Genomic DNA, 14,838 nt, shown 5'->3' on the forward strand with positions numbered 1-14,838 from the left:
TTCTCTGAACTCTAAACCCAACGGAAACGGGGGAACTAATTCGAGTCGGGGTTCGTACGCCCCCCGCAATTGAACTTAGGTTTGCCTCTCCAATACGAATCGGGCTGTCCCGGGCGAATCTCTGCATCCATTCAGCCCACGTGATTGGATGGGAAACTATGGTCGAGATCGATTGGAAACTGTTGCGCGCCAACGCGCATGAGGTGATGGGTCGGGCCTACGCGCCCTACTCCGGCTTCGCGGTGGGAGCAGCGGCGCTGGTGGACGATGGGCGCATCGTCGTCGGATGCAATGTGGAAAATGTCTCATACGGTTTGGGGCTCTGCGCCGAGTGCGTACTGGTCGGTAACTTATTTGCGGGCGGCGGCGGGCGATTAATCGCCTTCACCTGCTGTGACGCGAGTGGCGACATACTCATGCCGTGCGGACGCTGCCGGCAGATTCTCTTCGAGCACGGCGGCCCCGCACTGCTTGTCGACCACCGGGTCGGCGTGCGCCCATTGGAACAGCTGCTGCCGGACGCTTTCGGTCCGGAGGAGAAGGGGAGAATCAGCCATGCATGACGCCTCGTCGATCATCGCCGCCAAGCGCGACGGCAGAGAACTGTCCGGTGCAGAGATCGACTGGGTGGTCGAGGCATTCACCCGGGGGGTCGTGGCGGACGAGCAGATGTCGGCGCTGGCCATGGCGATCTACTTCCGTGGGATGACCCGCGAGGAGGTGAGCCGCTGGACCACGGCGATGATCTCGTCCGGTCGCCGCCTCGACTTCACCCACCTCGGCCGGCCCACCGTGGACAAGCACTCGACGGGTGGTGTGGGTGACAAGATCACGCTCCCGCTCGCACCGCTGGTCGCCGCGTGCGGCGCCGCGGTGCCGCAACTGTCGGGACGCGGGCTCGGTCACACCGGCGGAACCCTCGACAAGCTCGAGTCGATCCCGGGCTGGCGCGCCGACCTCGACACCTCCGAGATGGCCGAGATCCTGTCCGATCCCGCCGTCGGAGCGGTCGTGTGCGCCGCGGGCTCGGACCTGGCACCGGCGGACCGGCGGTTGTACGCGCTCCGCGACGTCACCGGGACGGTCGAGTCGATTCCCCTGATCGCCAGCTCGATCATGAGCAAGAAGATCGCCGAGGGCACCGGTGCGCTCGTGCTCGACGTCAAGGTCGGGTCGGGCGCGTTCATGAAGAAGCTCGACGACGCGCGGGAGCTCGCCCAGACGATGGTCGACCTCGGGAGCGACGCCGGAGTGCGGACGATGGCGTTGCTCACGGCGATGGACGCGCCACTCGGCCACACGGCGGGCAATGCGCTGGAGGTGCGGGAATCGCTGGAGGTGCTGGCCGGCGGCGGCCCGTCCGACGTCGTCGAACTGACCCTCGAGCTCGCGCGAGAAATGTTGAAGGCAGCCGGAATCGACGGAGTCGACCCCGCCGACAAACTGCGTGACGGCTCCGCCATGGACCGCTGGCGGAGGATGATCGCCGCCCAGGGCGGCGACCCCGACGCGCCGCTGCCGACGGCCCGGCACACCGAGGTGCTGCTCTCCGAGTCGGACGGGGTGGTGTGCGGCCTCGACGCCATGGCGGTCGGGCTCGCCGCATGGCGGCTCGGTGCGGGTCGCGCGCGACAGGGCGAGCCGGTGCAGGCGGGGGCGGGCATCGAGTTGCACGCGAAGCCGGGGGAGACGGTGTCGGTGGGCACCCCGCTCGTCACGCTGCACACCGACACGCCCGAACGGTTCGCCGCGGCGAAAGCCGCACTTTCCGAAGCCTGGACGGTCGTGGCCGACGCGCCGTCGGTGACCACGCCGCTCGTCATCGAGCGGATAGAGGATCCCTCACGCTAACGTCGTCGCATGACCGCACTGGATCTGTCGGCCCTGCGCCGAGCGCCGAAGGTGTTGCTGCACGACCATCTCGACGGAGGTCTCCGGCCCGAGACGGTTCTCGAACTCGCCCGCGACTGCGGCTACGACGCGCTGCCCGCCGACACCGCGCCTGCGCTCGCCACGTGGTTCCGGGAGGCCGCCGACAGCGGCTCGCTCGAGAGATACCTCGAGACGTTCGCTCATACGGTCGCGGTCATGCAGACACCCGTCGGGCTCGAACGCGTCGCCCGTGAATGCGCCGAGGACCTCGCGGACGACGGCGTGGTCTACGCCGAGGTCCGGTTCGCCCCGGAGCAGCACCTCGAAGAGGGGCTCACCCTGGACGAGGTGGTGGAACAGGTCCTGCTGGGGTTCGAGGCCGGGGAGTCGGCGGCGGAGGTGCGCGGCCAGAACATCCGGATCGGCGTTCTGCTCACTGCGATGCGGCACGCGGCGCGGTCCCGGGAGATCGCGGAACTGGCGATCCGGTTCCGGGACCGCGGCGTCGTCGGTTTCGACATCGCCGGCGCCGAGGCCGGCAATCCGCCCAGCCGCCACCTCGATGCCTTCGAGTACATGCGGGGCAGCAATGCACACTTCACGATTCATGCGGGCGAGGCGTTCGGTCTGCCGTCGATCCACGAGGCCATCGCGTTCTGCGGGACCGACCGGCTCGGGCACGGGGTCCGGATCACGGACGACATCACGATCGGCGACGACGGCGTCCCGGTGCTGGGCACGCTCGCGAACTATGTGCGGGACAAGAGGATCCCCCTGGAACTGTGTCCCAGTTCCAACGTCCAGACCGGGGCCGTGGACGCCCTCGAGAACCATCCGTTCGACCTGCTCGCCCGGCTGCGGTTCCGGGTGACCGTCAACACCGACAACCGGCTGATGAGCGACACCAGCATGAGTCAGGAGATGCTCCGCCTCGTCGAGACGTTCGGATACGGCTGGACGGATCTCGAGCGCTACACCATCAACGCCATGAAATCGGCATTCATCCCGTTCGATCAGCGGCTGCAGCTGATCGACGAGGTGATCAAGCCGGGATTCGCCGTGCTGGTGGGCTGAGCGCCCCAGAGGGCGGGCGCTCACACCGTCCGCAGGCGGGCCTCGAACTCCCGCTCGAGCGTCCGCCACGCCTCGGCCTCGGCGTCGAACGGTGCGCTGGGCGCCATCCGGGTCGGATCCGGGTTGAGGACGAACGAGACGTACCACCCCAGCGGCTCGGACGTCGCGAGTGCGGTTTCCACCGAATCGTCGTCGGCGAAATCGGCTGCATCGGTGAACAATTCGACTGCGAGGTCGAGCTGGTCCGCGTCCACGGACTCCGGGCCGGCGGCCAGGTCGTCGGCGAGACCGGGCAGGACGTACACGTTCTCGTCGGTGACCTCGACCTCGAGCGATCCGTCGACGGCCGCCACCTGGATCTCCTCGTACGTGCTGACCTGCGCGAGGGCGTGCTCGTGGTTGTCGGCGAGGTAGCGGGCCAGCGCGCGTTCGGACGTGAAGACGAAGATCGCGCCGTCACGCCCGAGAAAAAGCGCGTCGTCGTCGAGGTAGCAGCGGAGAGTGAAGTAGGTCTCCCCGGACGTGATGATCTTGACGGGGTCGACACCCACCGCACCCCAGAACGAGTCGTCCTCCTCCTCGTCCTCGGTATCGAGGTCGAGTGCCACGAACTCCTCGTCTTCCTCGGCCTCGTCGGCCACGTCGTCCACGTCGACGGTGTTCTCGTCGGCGGCCACCAGTTCGGCCTCGGCGACGGCTACGGCCTCGGCGTCCACCTCGGGGGTGGCGACGATGTTGTCGACGGCGTCGAGGACGTCATCCCAGCCCTTCGCGATGGCGGTGCCGATCTGGGCCCACAGCTCCTCGCCCTCGCGGCCCTCGAATGCGCTGGCACCTGCGGGGAGCGCGCCGAGAATGGGGTTCGCGTTGAAGAACTTGGTGACCACATCCAGTTCGCAGACCTCACCGATGTTGCGCACCATGTTGAGCGTGTCTTCGAGTTCGCTCACGACGAGAGCTTCGGGGTCGCTCGCCGCCAGCTCCGGCACACCGATCAGATCGAAGCAGAAGTTCTCGTCGGGCTCGAGTTCGGCGGCGGACAGCCCGGACACCACACTCCAGGCGGGATGCTCGACGAGATCGTTGTCGGTGTTCGTGCGGATGAAGGCAGCGAGTTCTGCCACTGATTCGAACCCGTAGAGGTCTTCCTCGTGACCAAGGAATGCTTCCCACTCGTCGTCGCCCTCACGCCACCGTGGTGCCCACAGTGTCACGAGGTCGCCGTCGGTGAGACCGAGTTCGATCGGGACGATGTCTCCAGCCATGGCGCGAAGCCTATCGACCCCGCGGCCAAAGTTATACCCGGGCTGTCTGCGGACCGTTTCCGACGTATTCCCCGCACCGACGAGATGCCGCTCAGCCAGACGGTCGTCGACTCGCCGCGGAGTGAGGGTCACACCTTCCCGAACGCGTCCTGCAGCGTCGTCATCACCCGAGTGCGCCGTTCGGTGGCGAGCCGGGCGGCCTCCTGCGTGGTGCTCGTGATCATCGTCGCGAGTGTGCGGGCGTCGAGCGCCGAGATGGAGTCGTCCATCCAGAGACCGGTCAACGTGCCGTTCCCGTCGACTTCGGCCGTGACCTGACCGGACTCGCTCGATGCGCGCGCCGTGATCGCCTGAAGCCCGGCGAGGGCCTCCTCGAGCAGATTCACCTGTTCGGTGGCCCGCCCGACGATCGCATCCATGTCGTGTTCGCTCACAGTGGTCGCATCCAGCTCGCCGGGGTGGGTTCTTCCTCGTCCTCGATCGCCTGCGCGGCCGCGACGTCGGCGCGCGTGGGCAGACCGAGCTTGTCGAGGATCTCGGCGGGCATGCCGTCGCAGGCGAGTTCGTCGCGCCGCCGCGCCCCGGCCTCCAAGGCCGAGCGCCTGCAGAGCGTCAGGATCTCGTCCGCGAGTCGCTGACCGCCGTACCGGAGTTCACGCGGATCGATGCGGAGTTCGAGTGGCAGGCCCTGCTCGGTGGTCCGGACCGAGACGGTGCCGGAGCGGTTGCTCACTGCGGCCGTGGTGCCGGCCGGGGGTGGGGTGGGGGGAAACATGATTCCTGTCATTCCGTGGGTCGGTAGAAGCCGTAGAAGCCCATGCCGCTGTTGCTGGTTCGAATCGGACCGACCTGCACGGGATCACCGGCCTCGACGAGTTGGCCGTTGCCGATCACCATCGCCACGTGACCGTCCCAGACGGCGAGGTCGCCCGGCATGAGGTCGCCCGGGTCGACCGCGGTGCCGACGTTCTGCTCCTGCGCCAGGCGCGGAAGACCCACGCCGGCTTCGCCGTACGCCCACTGTGTCAGTCCGCTGCAGTCGAGGCCCTCGCCGGGTGACGTCCCGCCCCAGACGTACGGGACACCCTGCTGCGACAGCGCGTTGCGGACGGCGTCGGCCGCCTCCTTGTTGGGGGCGACGGCGGTGCTGCCGTCGGGCAGGACCACCTCGACACCCTCGCCGCCGTGGGCGGAGTCCGAGGTGGACGGCCCGTGACCGGTACCGCCGGACCTGCCGGTGAGGGAATCCGCGCGGGATCCGCCCGAACCGCGTCCCCCCGAGGAGCGTGCGGCCGGGGCGGCGATGCTCGTCAGGCCCGACATCGGCGACGTTCCCGACGAACTCGCGAACCCGGACGCCGCGCGGCTCACCGCCTCGGAGCCCGCGGGCGCGACGGGGGCCGCGGAGGCGGGCATCGTGCTGGCCGCGGACGTGCTCGCGGGCGCGGCGGCAGCGGGCGCGGACGGGGTGTCTTCGGTGGGTGTGAGGGCGATCATCCTGCCGGTCTGCTCGCCGAGTTCGGCCCGCACCTTCGCGACGACCGCGGTGGCCCGGCCGAGGTGGTCGAGCGCCGCCGCGATGATCATCGCCTGACCGGGTGGGGTGGCCAGGGCGGGTCCGGCGGCGACCGCGAGGGAGATGAACGACTGCAGGATCTCCTGCAGTTGCAGCATTCCGGCCCGGACGATCTCGGAGGCCTCGGCGACGACGGCAGCCATGTCGTTGCCGCGATCGGAGACCGCGACCGTCGACCGCTGCGCCTCCTCGGTCTTCACGATCGCACCGGTGCCGCCCTTGCCCTGCCAGTCGCCGTAGATCGAGCTGATGCCGGTGCGCCCGGTGTCGTGCACGGCGTCGATGGCGACCGAGGACGCGCGCAGGGCGTCGGCCGGTCCGCCGGCGGGGAGGACGCCGCTGCCGAACGCCCCGAGCAGATCGAGGATCGGGCGGGTGAGGAGATCGATGGGGATCACGGTCAGGCCTCCAGCCCGACCGCGTGCGCGGCGAGAGCGGCCGTGGTGGCCGCCTCGGTGCCCTCGTACGTGGCGGCGTTCGCGAGGGCGGTTGCGCTGATCCCGCCGAGGACGCCGGACAGTTTCTCGATGGAAGCCAGGTGCGCGGCGTGCGCCGTGGCGAACGCGGCGACGAAGTCTCCGCCGATCACCCCGAAGACCGGTCCGAGCAGGAGCGGCCCCGCGGCAGCGGCCCCGAGACCTGCGGCCTGCATCTCCGCCGACATGGTCGCGGCCGTGGCTGCGAACTCGGCGATACTCGCGGTATCCGCCCTCAAGTCGTTCATCGTCATCCCCCCAGTCGGATTTGATCCCGGTCACCATATTGGACGCAGGTGAGACCGATTCGGTTCCACCCCCGATTCGCCGAGAATCGCTCTCCTGCGAAATCTCGCCCCGCGCCCCCTTATTCTTCGAACATGAACACGCACGTCGTCGACCACCCGCTCGCAGCGGTCCTCCTGACAACGATGCGCGATGCGCGCAGCGACAATGCCACATTTCGGGCCGCTTTGCGACGGCTGACACACATGTTGGTGTACGAGGCGATGCGCGAGGCTCCGGTCGAGACGTTCGACGTGGTCACGCCCATCGCGACGACCGACGGGGTGCGGCTCACCCATCCGCCGTTGCTCGTTCCCGTCCTGCGCGCCGGACTGGGCATGGTCGAGCAGGCCAGCAGCCTGATCCCGCAGGCGCGAGTCGGTTTCGTCGGCATGGCCCGGGACGAGGAGACGCATCTGCCGGTGCCGTACCTCGAGTCGCTCCCCGCGGACCTGTCCGGCATCCCGGTCTACGTCCTCGACCCGATGCTCGCGACCGGCGGTTCGATGGTGCACACGATCGACTTGCTCGTCGCCCGCGGCGCCACGGACGTCACCGCAGTGTGCGTCGTCGCCGCGCCCGAAGGTGTTGCCGCCCTCTCCGCGTCGGGTCATCCCGTGAGACTCGTCACCGCTGCGGTCGACGAGGGACTCAACGAGAACGCGTTCATCGTGCCCGGCCTCGGCGATGCCGGGGACCGTCAGTTCGGACCTCGCTGACTTCCCGGCTACAGGGCTTCGGCGAACTCGCGCAACAGGTTCAACCGGGTCGCGGCCCTCTCGCGGGCCGCGGGTAGCGCCGATCGATCCGGCACCGGGACGACCACCTCCAGGTAGCACTTGAGCTTGGGTTCGGTTCCCGAGGGGCGCACGACCATCCGGACGGTGGACCCCGCGAGTACGACGGCGTCGGTGCGGGACTGCCCGCGCAGTTCCGCCAGATCCGTGGCCTCGACGGGTTCGCCGGCCAGTTCGGCAGGCAGTTCCGACCGCAGGCGTCGCATCATCGCGGTGATGTCCGCGAGGTCGGTGACGCGTCGCGACACCTGGTCTCCCGCGTGCAACCCGAATTCGAGTGCGTAGTCGTCCAGCCTGTCGAGGAGGGTCGACCCCTCGGCTCGCAGCGTCGCGGCGAGGTCGGCGGCCACCACCGCGGCGGAGATACCGTCCTTGTCGCGCACCGACTCCGGGTCGACGCAGTGACCGATCGCTTCCTCGTACGCGTACACGAGACCCTCACCGGCCCGCACGAGCCACTTGAAGCCGGTGAGGGTGCGCGCGAAGCGGGCGCCGCGGGCCTCGGCGAGCTTTCCGAGGAGGGCGGATGAGACGATCGTCGTCGCGACGAGCGAGTCGGCCGGGGCGGAGGCGAGGACGTGCTCGCCGAGGAGGACGCCCGTCTCGTCGCCGCGGAGCATCCGCCAGCCGTCCGGCCCGCGCACGCCGACCGCGCACCGGTCGGCATCGGGGTCGAGGGCGATCGCGAGGTCGGCGCCGACGTCCGCGGCGAGAGCGATGACGGCGTCCGAGGCGCCCGGCTCCTCGGGATTGGGGAACTCGACGGTCGGGAAGTCGGGGTCCGGGCCGAACTGGGTCGCGACGGTGTGGACGTCGGTGAATCCGGCGGATTTCAGTGCGGTGACTGCGGTCTCGCCGCCGACGCCGTGCATGGCGGTGAGCGCGATGCGCAGGGTCCGCGACCGTCCCGTCGGCAGGGACGCGACCCGGTCGACGTAGCGGTCGAGGAGTTCTTCGGACGCCGGCGTCACCACCGTGCGGGGGACGAGATTCGCCGGCCCGATCCGGCTGATCGATGCTTCGATCTCCCTGTCGGACGGCGAGATCAACTGGGCGCCGCCGTCGAGGTAGACCTTGTATCCGTTGTCGGCGGCGGGGTTGTGGGAGGCGGTGATCTGCACGCCGGCCGCGGCCCGGAGGAGGCGGACCGCGAACGCGACGATCGGCGTGGGGAGCGGGCGGGGGAGGAGGACGACCGAGAATCCCGCGGCCGCCAGCACTTCCGCCGCGGCGACGGCGAACTTCTCGGATCCGTGCCGCGCGTCGCGCCCGACGACGACGGTGGAGCCGCCCAGGCACCGGTCTTTCAGCCACGCGCCCAGCCCGGCCGTCGTGCGGATCACCACGGCGAGATTCATGCCGTTCGGGCCTGCCCGCACCGGCCCGCGCAGACCCGCGGTCCCGAAACTCAGCGGAGCGGCGAAGCGGTCGGCGAGCTCGTCGGCGGAGAGGCTCGCGAGTTCCGCCCGCGTTTCGGGGTCGGGATCGGTGTCGATCCAGTCCGCGATCGGATCGTTCACAAGCGTTCCACCAGTTCTCGCAGGAGACCGCCCATGCGGTCGGCGGACGCCCGGCCCGCGGCGAGGACCTCCTCGTGGTTCAGGTGCTCGCCGGTGATGCCGGCCGCGAGATTGGTCACCATCGAGATCCCGAGGACACGGGCGCCGAGCGCCCGCGCCGCGATCGTCTCGTGGACGGTGGACATGCCGACGAGATCCGCACCGATCGTCCGCAGCATCCGGATCTCGGCGGGGGTCTCGTAGTGCGGACCCGGCAGACCGGCGTAGACGCCTTCGCTCAGCGACCCGTCGATGTCGCGGGCGAGGGCCCGCAGTTCGGGGTCGTACGCGTCGACCAGGTCGACGAACTCCGCGCCCACGAGAGGTGACCGGGCCGTGAGGTTGAGGTGATCGCTGATCAGCACGGGCTGTCCGACGGTGAAGTCCTCGCGGATTCCCCCGGCCGCGTTCGTCAGGATGACGGTCGTCGCTCCGGCGGCGATGGCCGTGCGCACCGGGTGGACGACGGACGACAGGGGATGGCCCTCGTAGGCGTGGGTACGGCCGAGGAGGACGAGGACCCGCTTGCCTTCCACGTCCACGGAGCGGATCGTTCCGGCGTGACCCGCGGCCGAGGGTGGTGTGAACCCCGGTAGATCCGCCATCGGGACGGTGCAGAGTGATTCGCCGAACCGGTCGGCGGCGGCATTCCACCCCGATCCGAGGACGACGGCGATCGAGTGTTCGGCGCAGTTCGTGTGCGCGGCGAGCGCGGCGGCCGCGGCGTCTGGCGTTCCCATGAGGCGATAGTCTTCCACTCATGCCCTATCTCGATCGCGACGGCGACGTATTCATCCTGTACCTCGGCAACGAGGGCGAGACGGACAACGAGAACCGCTTCCATCCGGACTGGATCGACGCCACCCACGCCGCACTGGACGAGGTGGAAGCCCACGAGGGTCCCGCCGCACTGGTCACGACCGCGACGGGCAAGTTCTTCACGAACGGCCTGGACACCACGTGGATCTTCGCGAACACGGACAAGCTCCCGGAATACCTCGACCGGGTGCACACGATCTACAGCCGACTGCTCGCGTTCCCGATGGCCACCGTCGCCGCCGTCCAGGGGCACGGTTTCGGTGCCGGCGCGATGCTCGCCACGTCGCACGACTTCCGGGTCATGCGCGCCGACCGCGGGTTCTACTGCCTCCCCGAGGTGTCGCTGAACATGCCTTTCACCGTGGGGATGTCGGCGCTCCTCAACACTCGTCTGCCGAAGCAGACCGCGGTCGAGGCGATGACGACGGGCCGCCGCTACGGCGGTTCCGACGCGCTCGCCGCGGGCATCGTCGACGAACTCGCGGACGGCGACGGCGTCCTCGCGGCCGCCGTGACACGGGCCGCCGCGCTCACCGCCACCCGCGGCGCCAACCTCGCCGGGATCAAGCGCGGAATCCATCACGACGCCCTCGCCGCGCTCGCCACGGTGACGGACAAGAGCAACTTCAGCTTCGGGTGAGAGAATGAGCACGTGAATGCGGATGTCGAGGCGGCGGTCAGGTCAATCGAGACCGATCTGATCGCGCTGTCCCATTCGATCCACAGCGAACCGGAGCTCGCGTTCGAGGAGTTCCGTAGCGTCGCGAAGATCACCGAACTGCTCGAACGCAGCGGGTTCGACGTGCAGTCGGGCATCGCCGGCCTGCCCACGGCGTTCGACGCCACGTTCGGCAGCGGCGACCTCGTCATCGGTATCTGCGCCGAGTACGACGCGCTCCCGGAGATCGGCCACGCGTGCGGGCACAACATCATCGCGGCGTCCGCGGTCGGCGCCGGCGTCGCGCTCGCCACGGTCGCCGACCGGCTCGGGATCACGGTGCGGGTCATCGGGACGCCCGCCGAGGAGAGCGGCGGCGGAAAGATCGCCATGCTCGAGAAAGGCGTCTTCGACGATGTCGCAGCAGCCCTGATGGTGCATCCGGGTCCGATCGACATCACGGGTGCGACGTCGCTGGCACTGGCCGACATCGCGGTCACGTTCACCGGCCGCGAGGCGCACGCGTCGGCCGCACCGGAGTTCGGGCGCAATGCCGCCGACGCCGCGACCGTCGCCCAGGTCGGGATCGGCCTGCTGCGCCAACACCTCTCGCCGGGGCAGCAGATCCACGGGATCGTCTCCGACGGCGGCACCGCGCCCAACATCGTTCCCGCACGCTCCGAAATGCTCTACTACCTGCGCGCCGAGACGGCGTGGTCGCTGTCCGAGCTGACGACGCGCGCGGAGGCGTGTTTCGCGGCCGGCGCACTCGCCACCGGATGCACGCACGAGATCCGGACGGTGTCGCCCACGTACACGGAACTGACGCCCGACCCGTGGCTGGTCGCGACGTACCGGGAGCAGATCATCGACATGGGGCGGACACCGTTGCCGCTCGAGTGGGAGGGCGTCCGTCCGCTGGGCAGCACGGACATGGGCAACGTCACCAACGTCCTGCCCGGAATTCATCCCGTCATCGGTCTCGACTCGGGCGGTGCGGTGACGCATCAGCCTCGGTTCGCGGCGGCGTGCATCACCGAGTCCGCCGACCGCGCCGTGATCGACGGAGCGATTGCGCTGGCTCGCACGGCAGTTCGCGCGGCAACGGACGAGACACAGCGGGTGCGGCTGTTGGAAGGAGTTGATCGCCGGTGAACGCGGCAGTCGACAAATGGATTCTCGCTCACACCGACGAACTCTCCCAGTGGCGTCGACACATCCACGCCAATCCCGAACTCGCGCGACACGAATACGCGACGACGGAATTCGTGGCGACGCGGCTGGCCGCGGCCGGTCTGTCGCCCGAACTGCTCCCCGGGGGAACGGGGCTCACGTGCGATCTCGGACCGTCGGACGGTCCCCGCATCGCGTTGCGCGCCGACATGGACGCTCTCCCGCTCCAGGAACTGACCGGCGCCACGTACTCGTCGACAGTGCCGGGCGTGTCGCACGCGTGCGGACACGACGCCCACACCACCATCCTGCTGGGAACCGGTCTGGCGCTCAGCGAGATCCCCGACCTCCCGGTGGGTGTCCGGCTGATCTTCCAGCCCGCCGAGGAGGTCATGCCCGGCGGCGCGCTCGAGGTCGTCGCTGCCGGACGGCTCGAGGGTGTGTCGCGGATCTTCGCCCTCCACTGCGACCCGCGGCTCGCGGCCGGGCGGGTCGGTGTGCGGCTCGGCGCGATCACCTCCGCGGCCGACACGATCGAGGTCGTGCTCGACTCACCGGGCGGCCACACGTCGCGTCCGCACCTGACCACCGACCTCGTGTTCGCGCTGGGCACCGTCGTGACGGGGTTGCCGGGCATGCTCAGCAGGCGGATCGACCCGCGCACCGGCACCGTGATGGTGTGGGGTGCCGTGAGCGCCGGCCGGGCGCCCAACGCCATTCCGCAGACCGGCATGATGACCGGCACCGTGCGGACCGGCGATCACGAGACGTGGGAGATGCTCGAGCCGCTGGTCCGGGAGATCGTCCACGGCCTGCTCGCGCCCACCGGGGTGCGGTACCAGCTCAACTACCGCCGCGGGGTCCCGCCCGTCGTCAACGACGAGGTGTCGACGCGCATGTTCGAGGCCGCCATTCGCACGGTCGGCCCGGACGCCCTCGCCGACACGCCGCAGTCCGGCGGCGGCGAGGACTTCTCCTGGTATCTCGAAGAGGTTCCCGGGGCGATGGCCCGGCTCGGCGTCTGGTCGGGGGTCGGCGAGCAACTCGACATCCACCAGCCCACGTTCGATCTGGACGAGCGGGCGCTGGGCGTCGGGGTGCGGGTGCTGTCGAGCCTCGTGCTGGGCTGAGGCGCGGCGCCAGGCGGTTCTATTCGGTGCCCGGTCCGACGTTGCGGCTGTTGCGGGTGCGCAGGTCGCGCACGTAGTCGGCGGGGGCCCCGGCGATCTCTGCGGCGTCGGCCATCACCCCGAGGTAGCGGGCGGACGGCAGGCCGCCCTCGTACGCGTCGAGCACGTACAACCAGGCGAGCGCGGGTTCGCCCTCGGTGTCCACGCGGACGCGGATCTTGCGGTGGATGCCGAGTTCGGAGCCCTCCCATCGGTCGAGGCTGACCTCGTCCTCCTCGGGGACGTCGTAGAGCACGACGAACACCTTGGAATCGGGGTCCTCGACCACGGTGGCGAGTGCGCCCTCCCAGCCGATGTCCCCGCCACTGAACGTCAGTCGCCAGCCGTGCAGCCAGCCCGTCCCCGCCATCGGCGAGTGAGGGCAGCGCTGCAACATCTGCTCGGGATGCATGTTGGACCCGTAGGCGGCATAGATCGACACGGCGGCAAGCATACGTTCCTCATACCTACGGATTCATCAGGAGTAGGTATGAACCTCGAAACATTGCTTCAACAGGCCAAACAGCGAAGGAACTTGAGGGACAGCACGGTTGCCTCATACGCCAAGTTGCTCAGACGGATAAACGTCAGTGACGATTCTCTGCCTGTAGAGGAACTTGAATCTCGCCTGTTTGGGCTCCACAACGTCAACACAAGACGAGCAACAGTCATCGCTATACGGGCTGTACTTGGTGTGCCACTGAAGGTTCCTGCTGGTATCCCACGTCGGTACGTGTTGCCGACAGAGGACCAACTTCGGTTCGCGCTGATGCAGTGCCGGTACGAAACCAGGGGACTGCTGATGATGTACGGCGGGCTGAGATTGGGAGAAGCCTGTGCAGTCAGTGCAAGTCAACTCAGTGGAGACAGACTGCTAGTTGATCGTCAGGTAGTTGAGTTCGACAACGGCACTGAGACGATACGTCGGTTGTCACCAGTGAAGTCAGGCTATGGACATGTAGTTCTACCTGAGTGGCTTCTAGGTCAAATCGATTCGCTTGATCAACCTGACAAGCCAGGACATGTACGTGCTGCTTTCTGGCATTGGGGTCAACGTCATGGAATCAAACTGAATCCTCATTCACTAAGACACTGGCATGCAACTTGGTTGTTGAACAGTGGTGTGAACATCGTGGCTGTCAGTAAGCAACTTCGCCACTCTGATCCAGCAATCACCATGCGTATCTATGTCCAGACCCATGACGATGACATTCGGAAGGCATTCTGATGAACCCCTTGATCAAGATTCTGTATGTGCTTGCTGTGATGTTTGTTATCACCGTGGTTGGATGGAGCTTCATCCTGTTCTTTCCAATAAGCCTGTTCATGATGCTAACCTTATGGTTCGCAATCGTTGTCTGGAAGAACACCAACAAGTAGTAAGGGAACCTAACATGCCTAAGCAAACTATCGTTCAGTACCTTGATGATCTTGATGGTGCTGAGCTTCCTGACACCACCGAGCCTGTGTTGCTTGGATACGAAGGAACCACCTACAAGTTGTATCTCAGTGATGCCAATCAGAAGAAGCTTGCAACTGCTGTAGAGAAGTTCATCAAGGATGCAGAGACTGTTTCTCCTGCTCCCGCCCGTGCTGGGGCTGTGGGATCGAAGTCAGACGCTCAGAACCTCGTGGAACAGAAGGGCCACACGTTCGCAGAGGTCAAGAAGTGGGCGCTGGACAAGGGCACCTTCAAGACTGCCAAGGGTGAGCCGATCAGCGACACGGCACCACGTCTGTCTTCGGAGGTCTGGGAACAGTTCGCAGACGAACACAACCTGTAGTAACACCGGAGCCACACACAAGCGATACACAGGCATGGTCGGGGAGACCAGGAGACAACATGAGCAACTGGCTATGGCCATGGAACATCGTTGGTGACTTCATCATCCAACTGTTTGGATTGTTCGGCGGTGGATCATGATCGGAAACTTGCCTGACCTTTCTACATTGCCTCCTGTATGGGGATGGCTCAGCACAGCATGGAACGGATTCGCAGCACTTTGGAATCCACTGTAAGTACCGGAGGTTAACAATTACATAACAATCAACAAAGTCCTCTGTCATGATTCCGGCGGAGGACTTTGTTGTGTAAGCAGTATTGTATAATCAGCA

The 14,838-nt window shown here is 67.4% G+C and carries 17 protein-coding genes; 9 read left to right on the forward strand and 8 right to left on the reverse strand.

The genetic code is table 11. The features are described 5' to 3' along the window. The first annotated feature begins 158 nt into the window (after window positions 1-158). The 3 genes from DTA22_RS21705 to DTA22_RS21715 are packed head-to-tail and all read left to right on the forward strand — an operon-like array spanning window position 159 to window position 2,946. On the forward strand, window positions 159-563 hold the full coding sequence (locus DTA22_RS21705; RefSeq protein ID WP_037244899.1) for a cytidine deaminase: 405 nt from the start codon (window positions 159-161) through the stop codon (window positions 561-563). Continuing rightward, window positions 556-1,851, forward strand: a complete 1,296-nt coding sequence (locus tag DTA22_RS21710; RefSeq protein ID WP_037244901.1) for a thymidine phosphorylase — start codon at window positions 556-558, stop codon at window positions 1,849-1,851. Before DTA22_RS21705 ends, DTA22_RS21710 begins: the two co-directional genes overlap by 8 nt. Before the next feature lie 9 nt (window positions 1,852-1,860). Continuing rightward, window positions 1,861-2,946, forward strand: coding sequence for an adenosine deaminase (locus DTA22_RS21715; RefSeq protein WP_037244904.1), 1,086 nt, complete (start codon window positions 1,861-1,863; stop codon window positions 2,944-2,946). Window positions 2,947-2,966: 20 nt separating this feature from the next. On the opposite strand, the gene DTA22_RS21720 is transcribed toward DTA22_RS21715, so the two are convergent. The 5 genes from DTA22_RS21720 to DTA22_RS21740 form a co-directional block, all read right to left on the reverse strand. After that, window positions 2,967-4,211: a hypothetical protein gene (locus DTA22_RS21720; protein WP_037244907.1), complete on the reverse strand. Its 1,245-nt coding sequence runs from the start codon at window positions 4,209-4,211 to the stop codon at window positions 2,967-2,969. Between the two features lie 128 nt (window positions 4,212-4,339). Further along, window positions 4,340-4,645, reverse strand: a complete 306-nt coding sequence (locus DTA22_RS21725) for a YbaB/EbfC family nucleoid-associated protein (protein WP_037244909.1) — start codon at window positions 4,643-4,645, stop codon at window positions 4,340-4,342. Next, a complete protein-coding gene (locus tag DTA22_RS21730) occupies window positions 4,642-4,986 on the reverse strand; it encodes a hypothetical protein (RefSeq protein WP_037245031.1) in 345 nt (114 codons plus the stop codon). Before DTA22_RS21730 ends, DTA22_RS21725 begins: the two co-directional genes overlap by 4 nt. An 8-nt stretch (window positions 4,987-4,994) precedes the next feature. Next, a complete protein-coding gene (locus DTA22_RS21735; RefSeq protein WP_112300855.1) occupies window positions 4,995-6,185 on the reverse strand; it encodes a C40 family peptidase in 1,191 nt (396 codons plus the stop codon). A 2-nt stretch (window positions 6,186-6,187) separates the two neighbouring features. Continuing rightward, the gene (locus tag DTA22_RS21740; RefSeq protein ID WP_037245034.1) at window positions 6,188-6,511 is read right to left on the reverse strand and encodes a type VII secretion target; all 324 of its coding nucleotides are present in this window, start codon (window positions 6,509-6,511) and stop codon (window positions 6,188-6,190) included. Between the two features lie 132 nt (window positions 6,512-6,643). Between DTA22_RS21740 and upp the strand changes: the two genes are divergently transcribed. Then, window positions 6,644-7,267: a uracil phosphoribosyltransferase gene (gene upp / locus DTA22_RS21745; protein WP_037244912.1), complete on the forward strand. Its 624-nt coding sequence runs from the start codon at window positions 6,644-6,646 to the stop codon at window positions 7,265-7,267. An 8-nt stretch (window positions 7,268-7,275) separates the two neighbouring features. On the opposite strand, the gene DTA22_RS21750 is transcribed toward upp, so the two are convergent. Both DTA22_RS21750 and DTA22_RS21755 read right to left on the reverse strand, forming a co-directional pair. After that, window positions 7,276-8,865, reverse strand: a complete 1,590-nt coding sequence (locus tag DTA22_RS21750; protein WP_112300856.1) for a phospho-sugar mutase — start codon at window positions 8,863-8,865, stop codon at window positions 7,276-7,278. Next, the gene (locus tag DTA22_RS21755) at window positions 8,862-9,644 is read right to left on the reverse strand and encodes a purine-nucleoside phosphorylase (RefSeq protein ID WP_112300860.1); all 783 of its coding nucleotides are present in this window, start codon (window positions 9,642-9,644) and stop codon (window positions 8,862-8,864) included. The genes DTA22_RS21750 and DTA22_RS21755 overlap by 4 nt, the downstream gene beginning before the upstream one ends. A 20-nt stretch (window positions 9,645-9,664) precedes the next feature. Here DTA22_RS21755 and DTA22_RS21760 point away from each other — a divergent pair, with 20 nt between their 5' ends. Genes DTA22_RS21760 through DTA22_RS21770 form a run of 3 tightly spaced genes read left to right on the forward strand, consistent with a single transcriptional unit; the run spans window position 9,665 to window position 12,684 of the window. Continuing rightward, a complete protein-coding gene (locus DTA22_RS21760; protein WP_037244917.1) occupies window positions 9,665-10,363 on the forward strand; it encodes an enoyl-CoA hydratase-related protein in 699 nt (232 codons plus the stop codon). A 12-nt stretch (window positions 10,364-10,375) separates the two neighbouring features. Next, window positions 10,376-11,536 (forward strand): M20 family metallopeptidase, encoded by a 1,161-nt coding sequence (locus tag DTA22_RS21765; protein WP_112300857.1) that lies wholly within the window; start codon window positions 10,376-10,378, stop codon window positions 11,534-11,536. Further along, window positions 11,533-12,684 carry a M20 family metallopeptidase gene (locus tag DTA22_RS21770; RefSeq protein ID WP_037244919.1) on the forward strand — a complete coding sequence of 384 codons (1,152 nt, stop codon included), beginning with the start codon at window positions 11,533-11,535 and terminating at the stop codon, window positions 12,682-12,684. Before DTA22_RS21765 ends, DTA22_RS21770 begins: the two co-directional genes overlap by 4 nt. Window positions 12,685-12,703: 19 nt before the next feature. Here the strand turns inward: DTA22_RS21770 and DTA22_RS21775 are convergent, their stop codons facing one another. Further along, complete coding sequence (locus tag DTA22_RS21775; RefSeq protein ID WP_011598217.1) at window positions 12,704-13,165, reverse strand: gamma-glutamylcyclotransferase; 462 nt, start codon at window positions 13,163-13,165, stop codon at window positions 12,704-12,706. Window positions 13,166-13,213: 48 nt separating this feature from the next. Here DTA22_RS21775 and DTA22_RS21780 point away from each other — a divergent pair, with 48 nt between their 5' ends. Further along, window positions 13,214-13,951 carry a tyrosine-type recombinase/integrase gene (locus tag DTA22_RS21780; RefSeq protein WP_160118531.1) on the forward strand — a complete coding sequence of 246 codons (738 nt, stop codon included), beginning with the start codon at window positions 13,214-13,216 and terminating at the stop codon, window positions 13,949-13,951. 166 nt (window positions 13,952-14,117) lie between these two features. Further along, entirely contained in the window at window positions 14,118-14,507 is a 390-nt protein-coding gene (locus tag DTA22_RS21785) for an Lsr2 dimerization domain-containing protein (protein ID WP_160118532.1), read from the forward strand. Window positions 14,508-14,838 lie beyond the last annotated feature (331 nt).

Origin of the sequence: Rhodococcus wratislaviensis, from assembly GCF_900455735.1 — a bacterium.
Taxonomy (GTDB): domain Bacteria; phylum Actinomycetota; class Actinomycetes; order Mycobacteriales; family Mycobacteriaceae; genus Rhodococcus_F; species Rhodococcus_F wratislaviensis.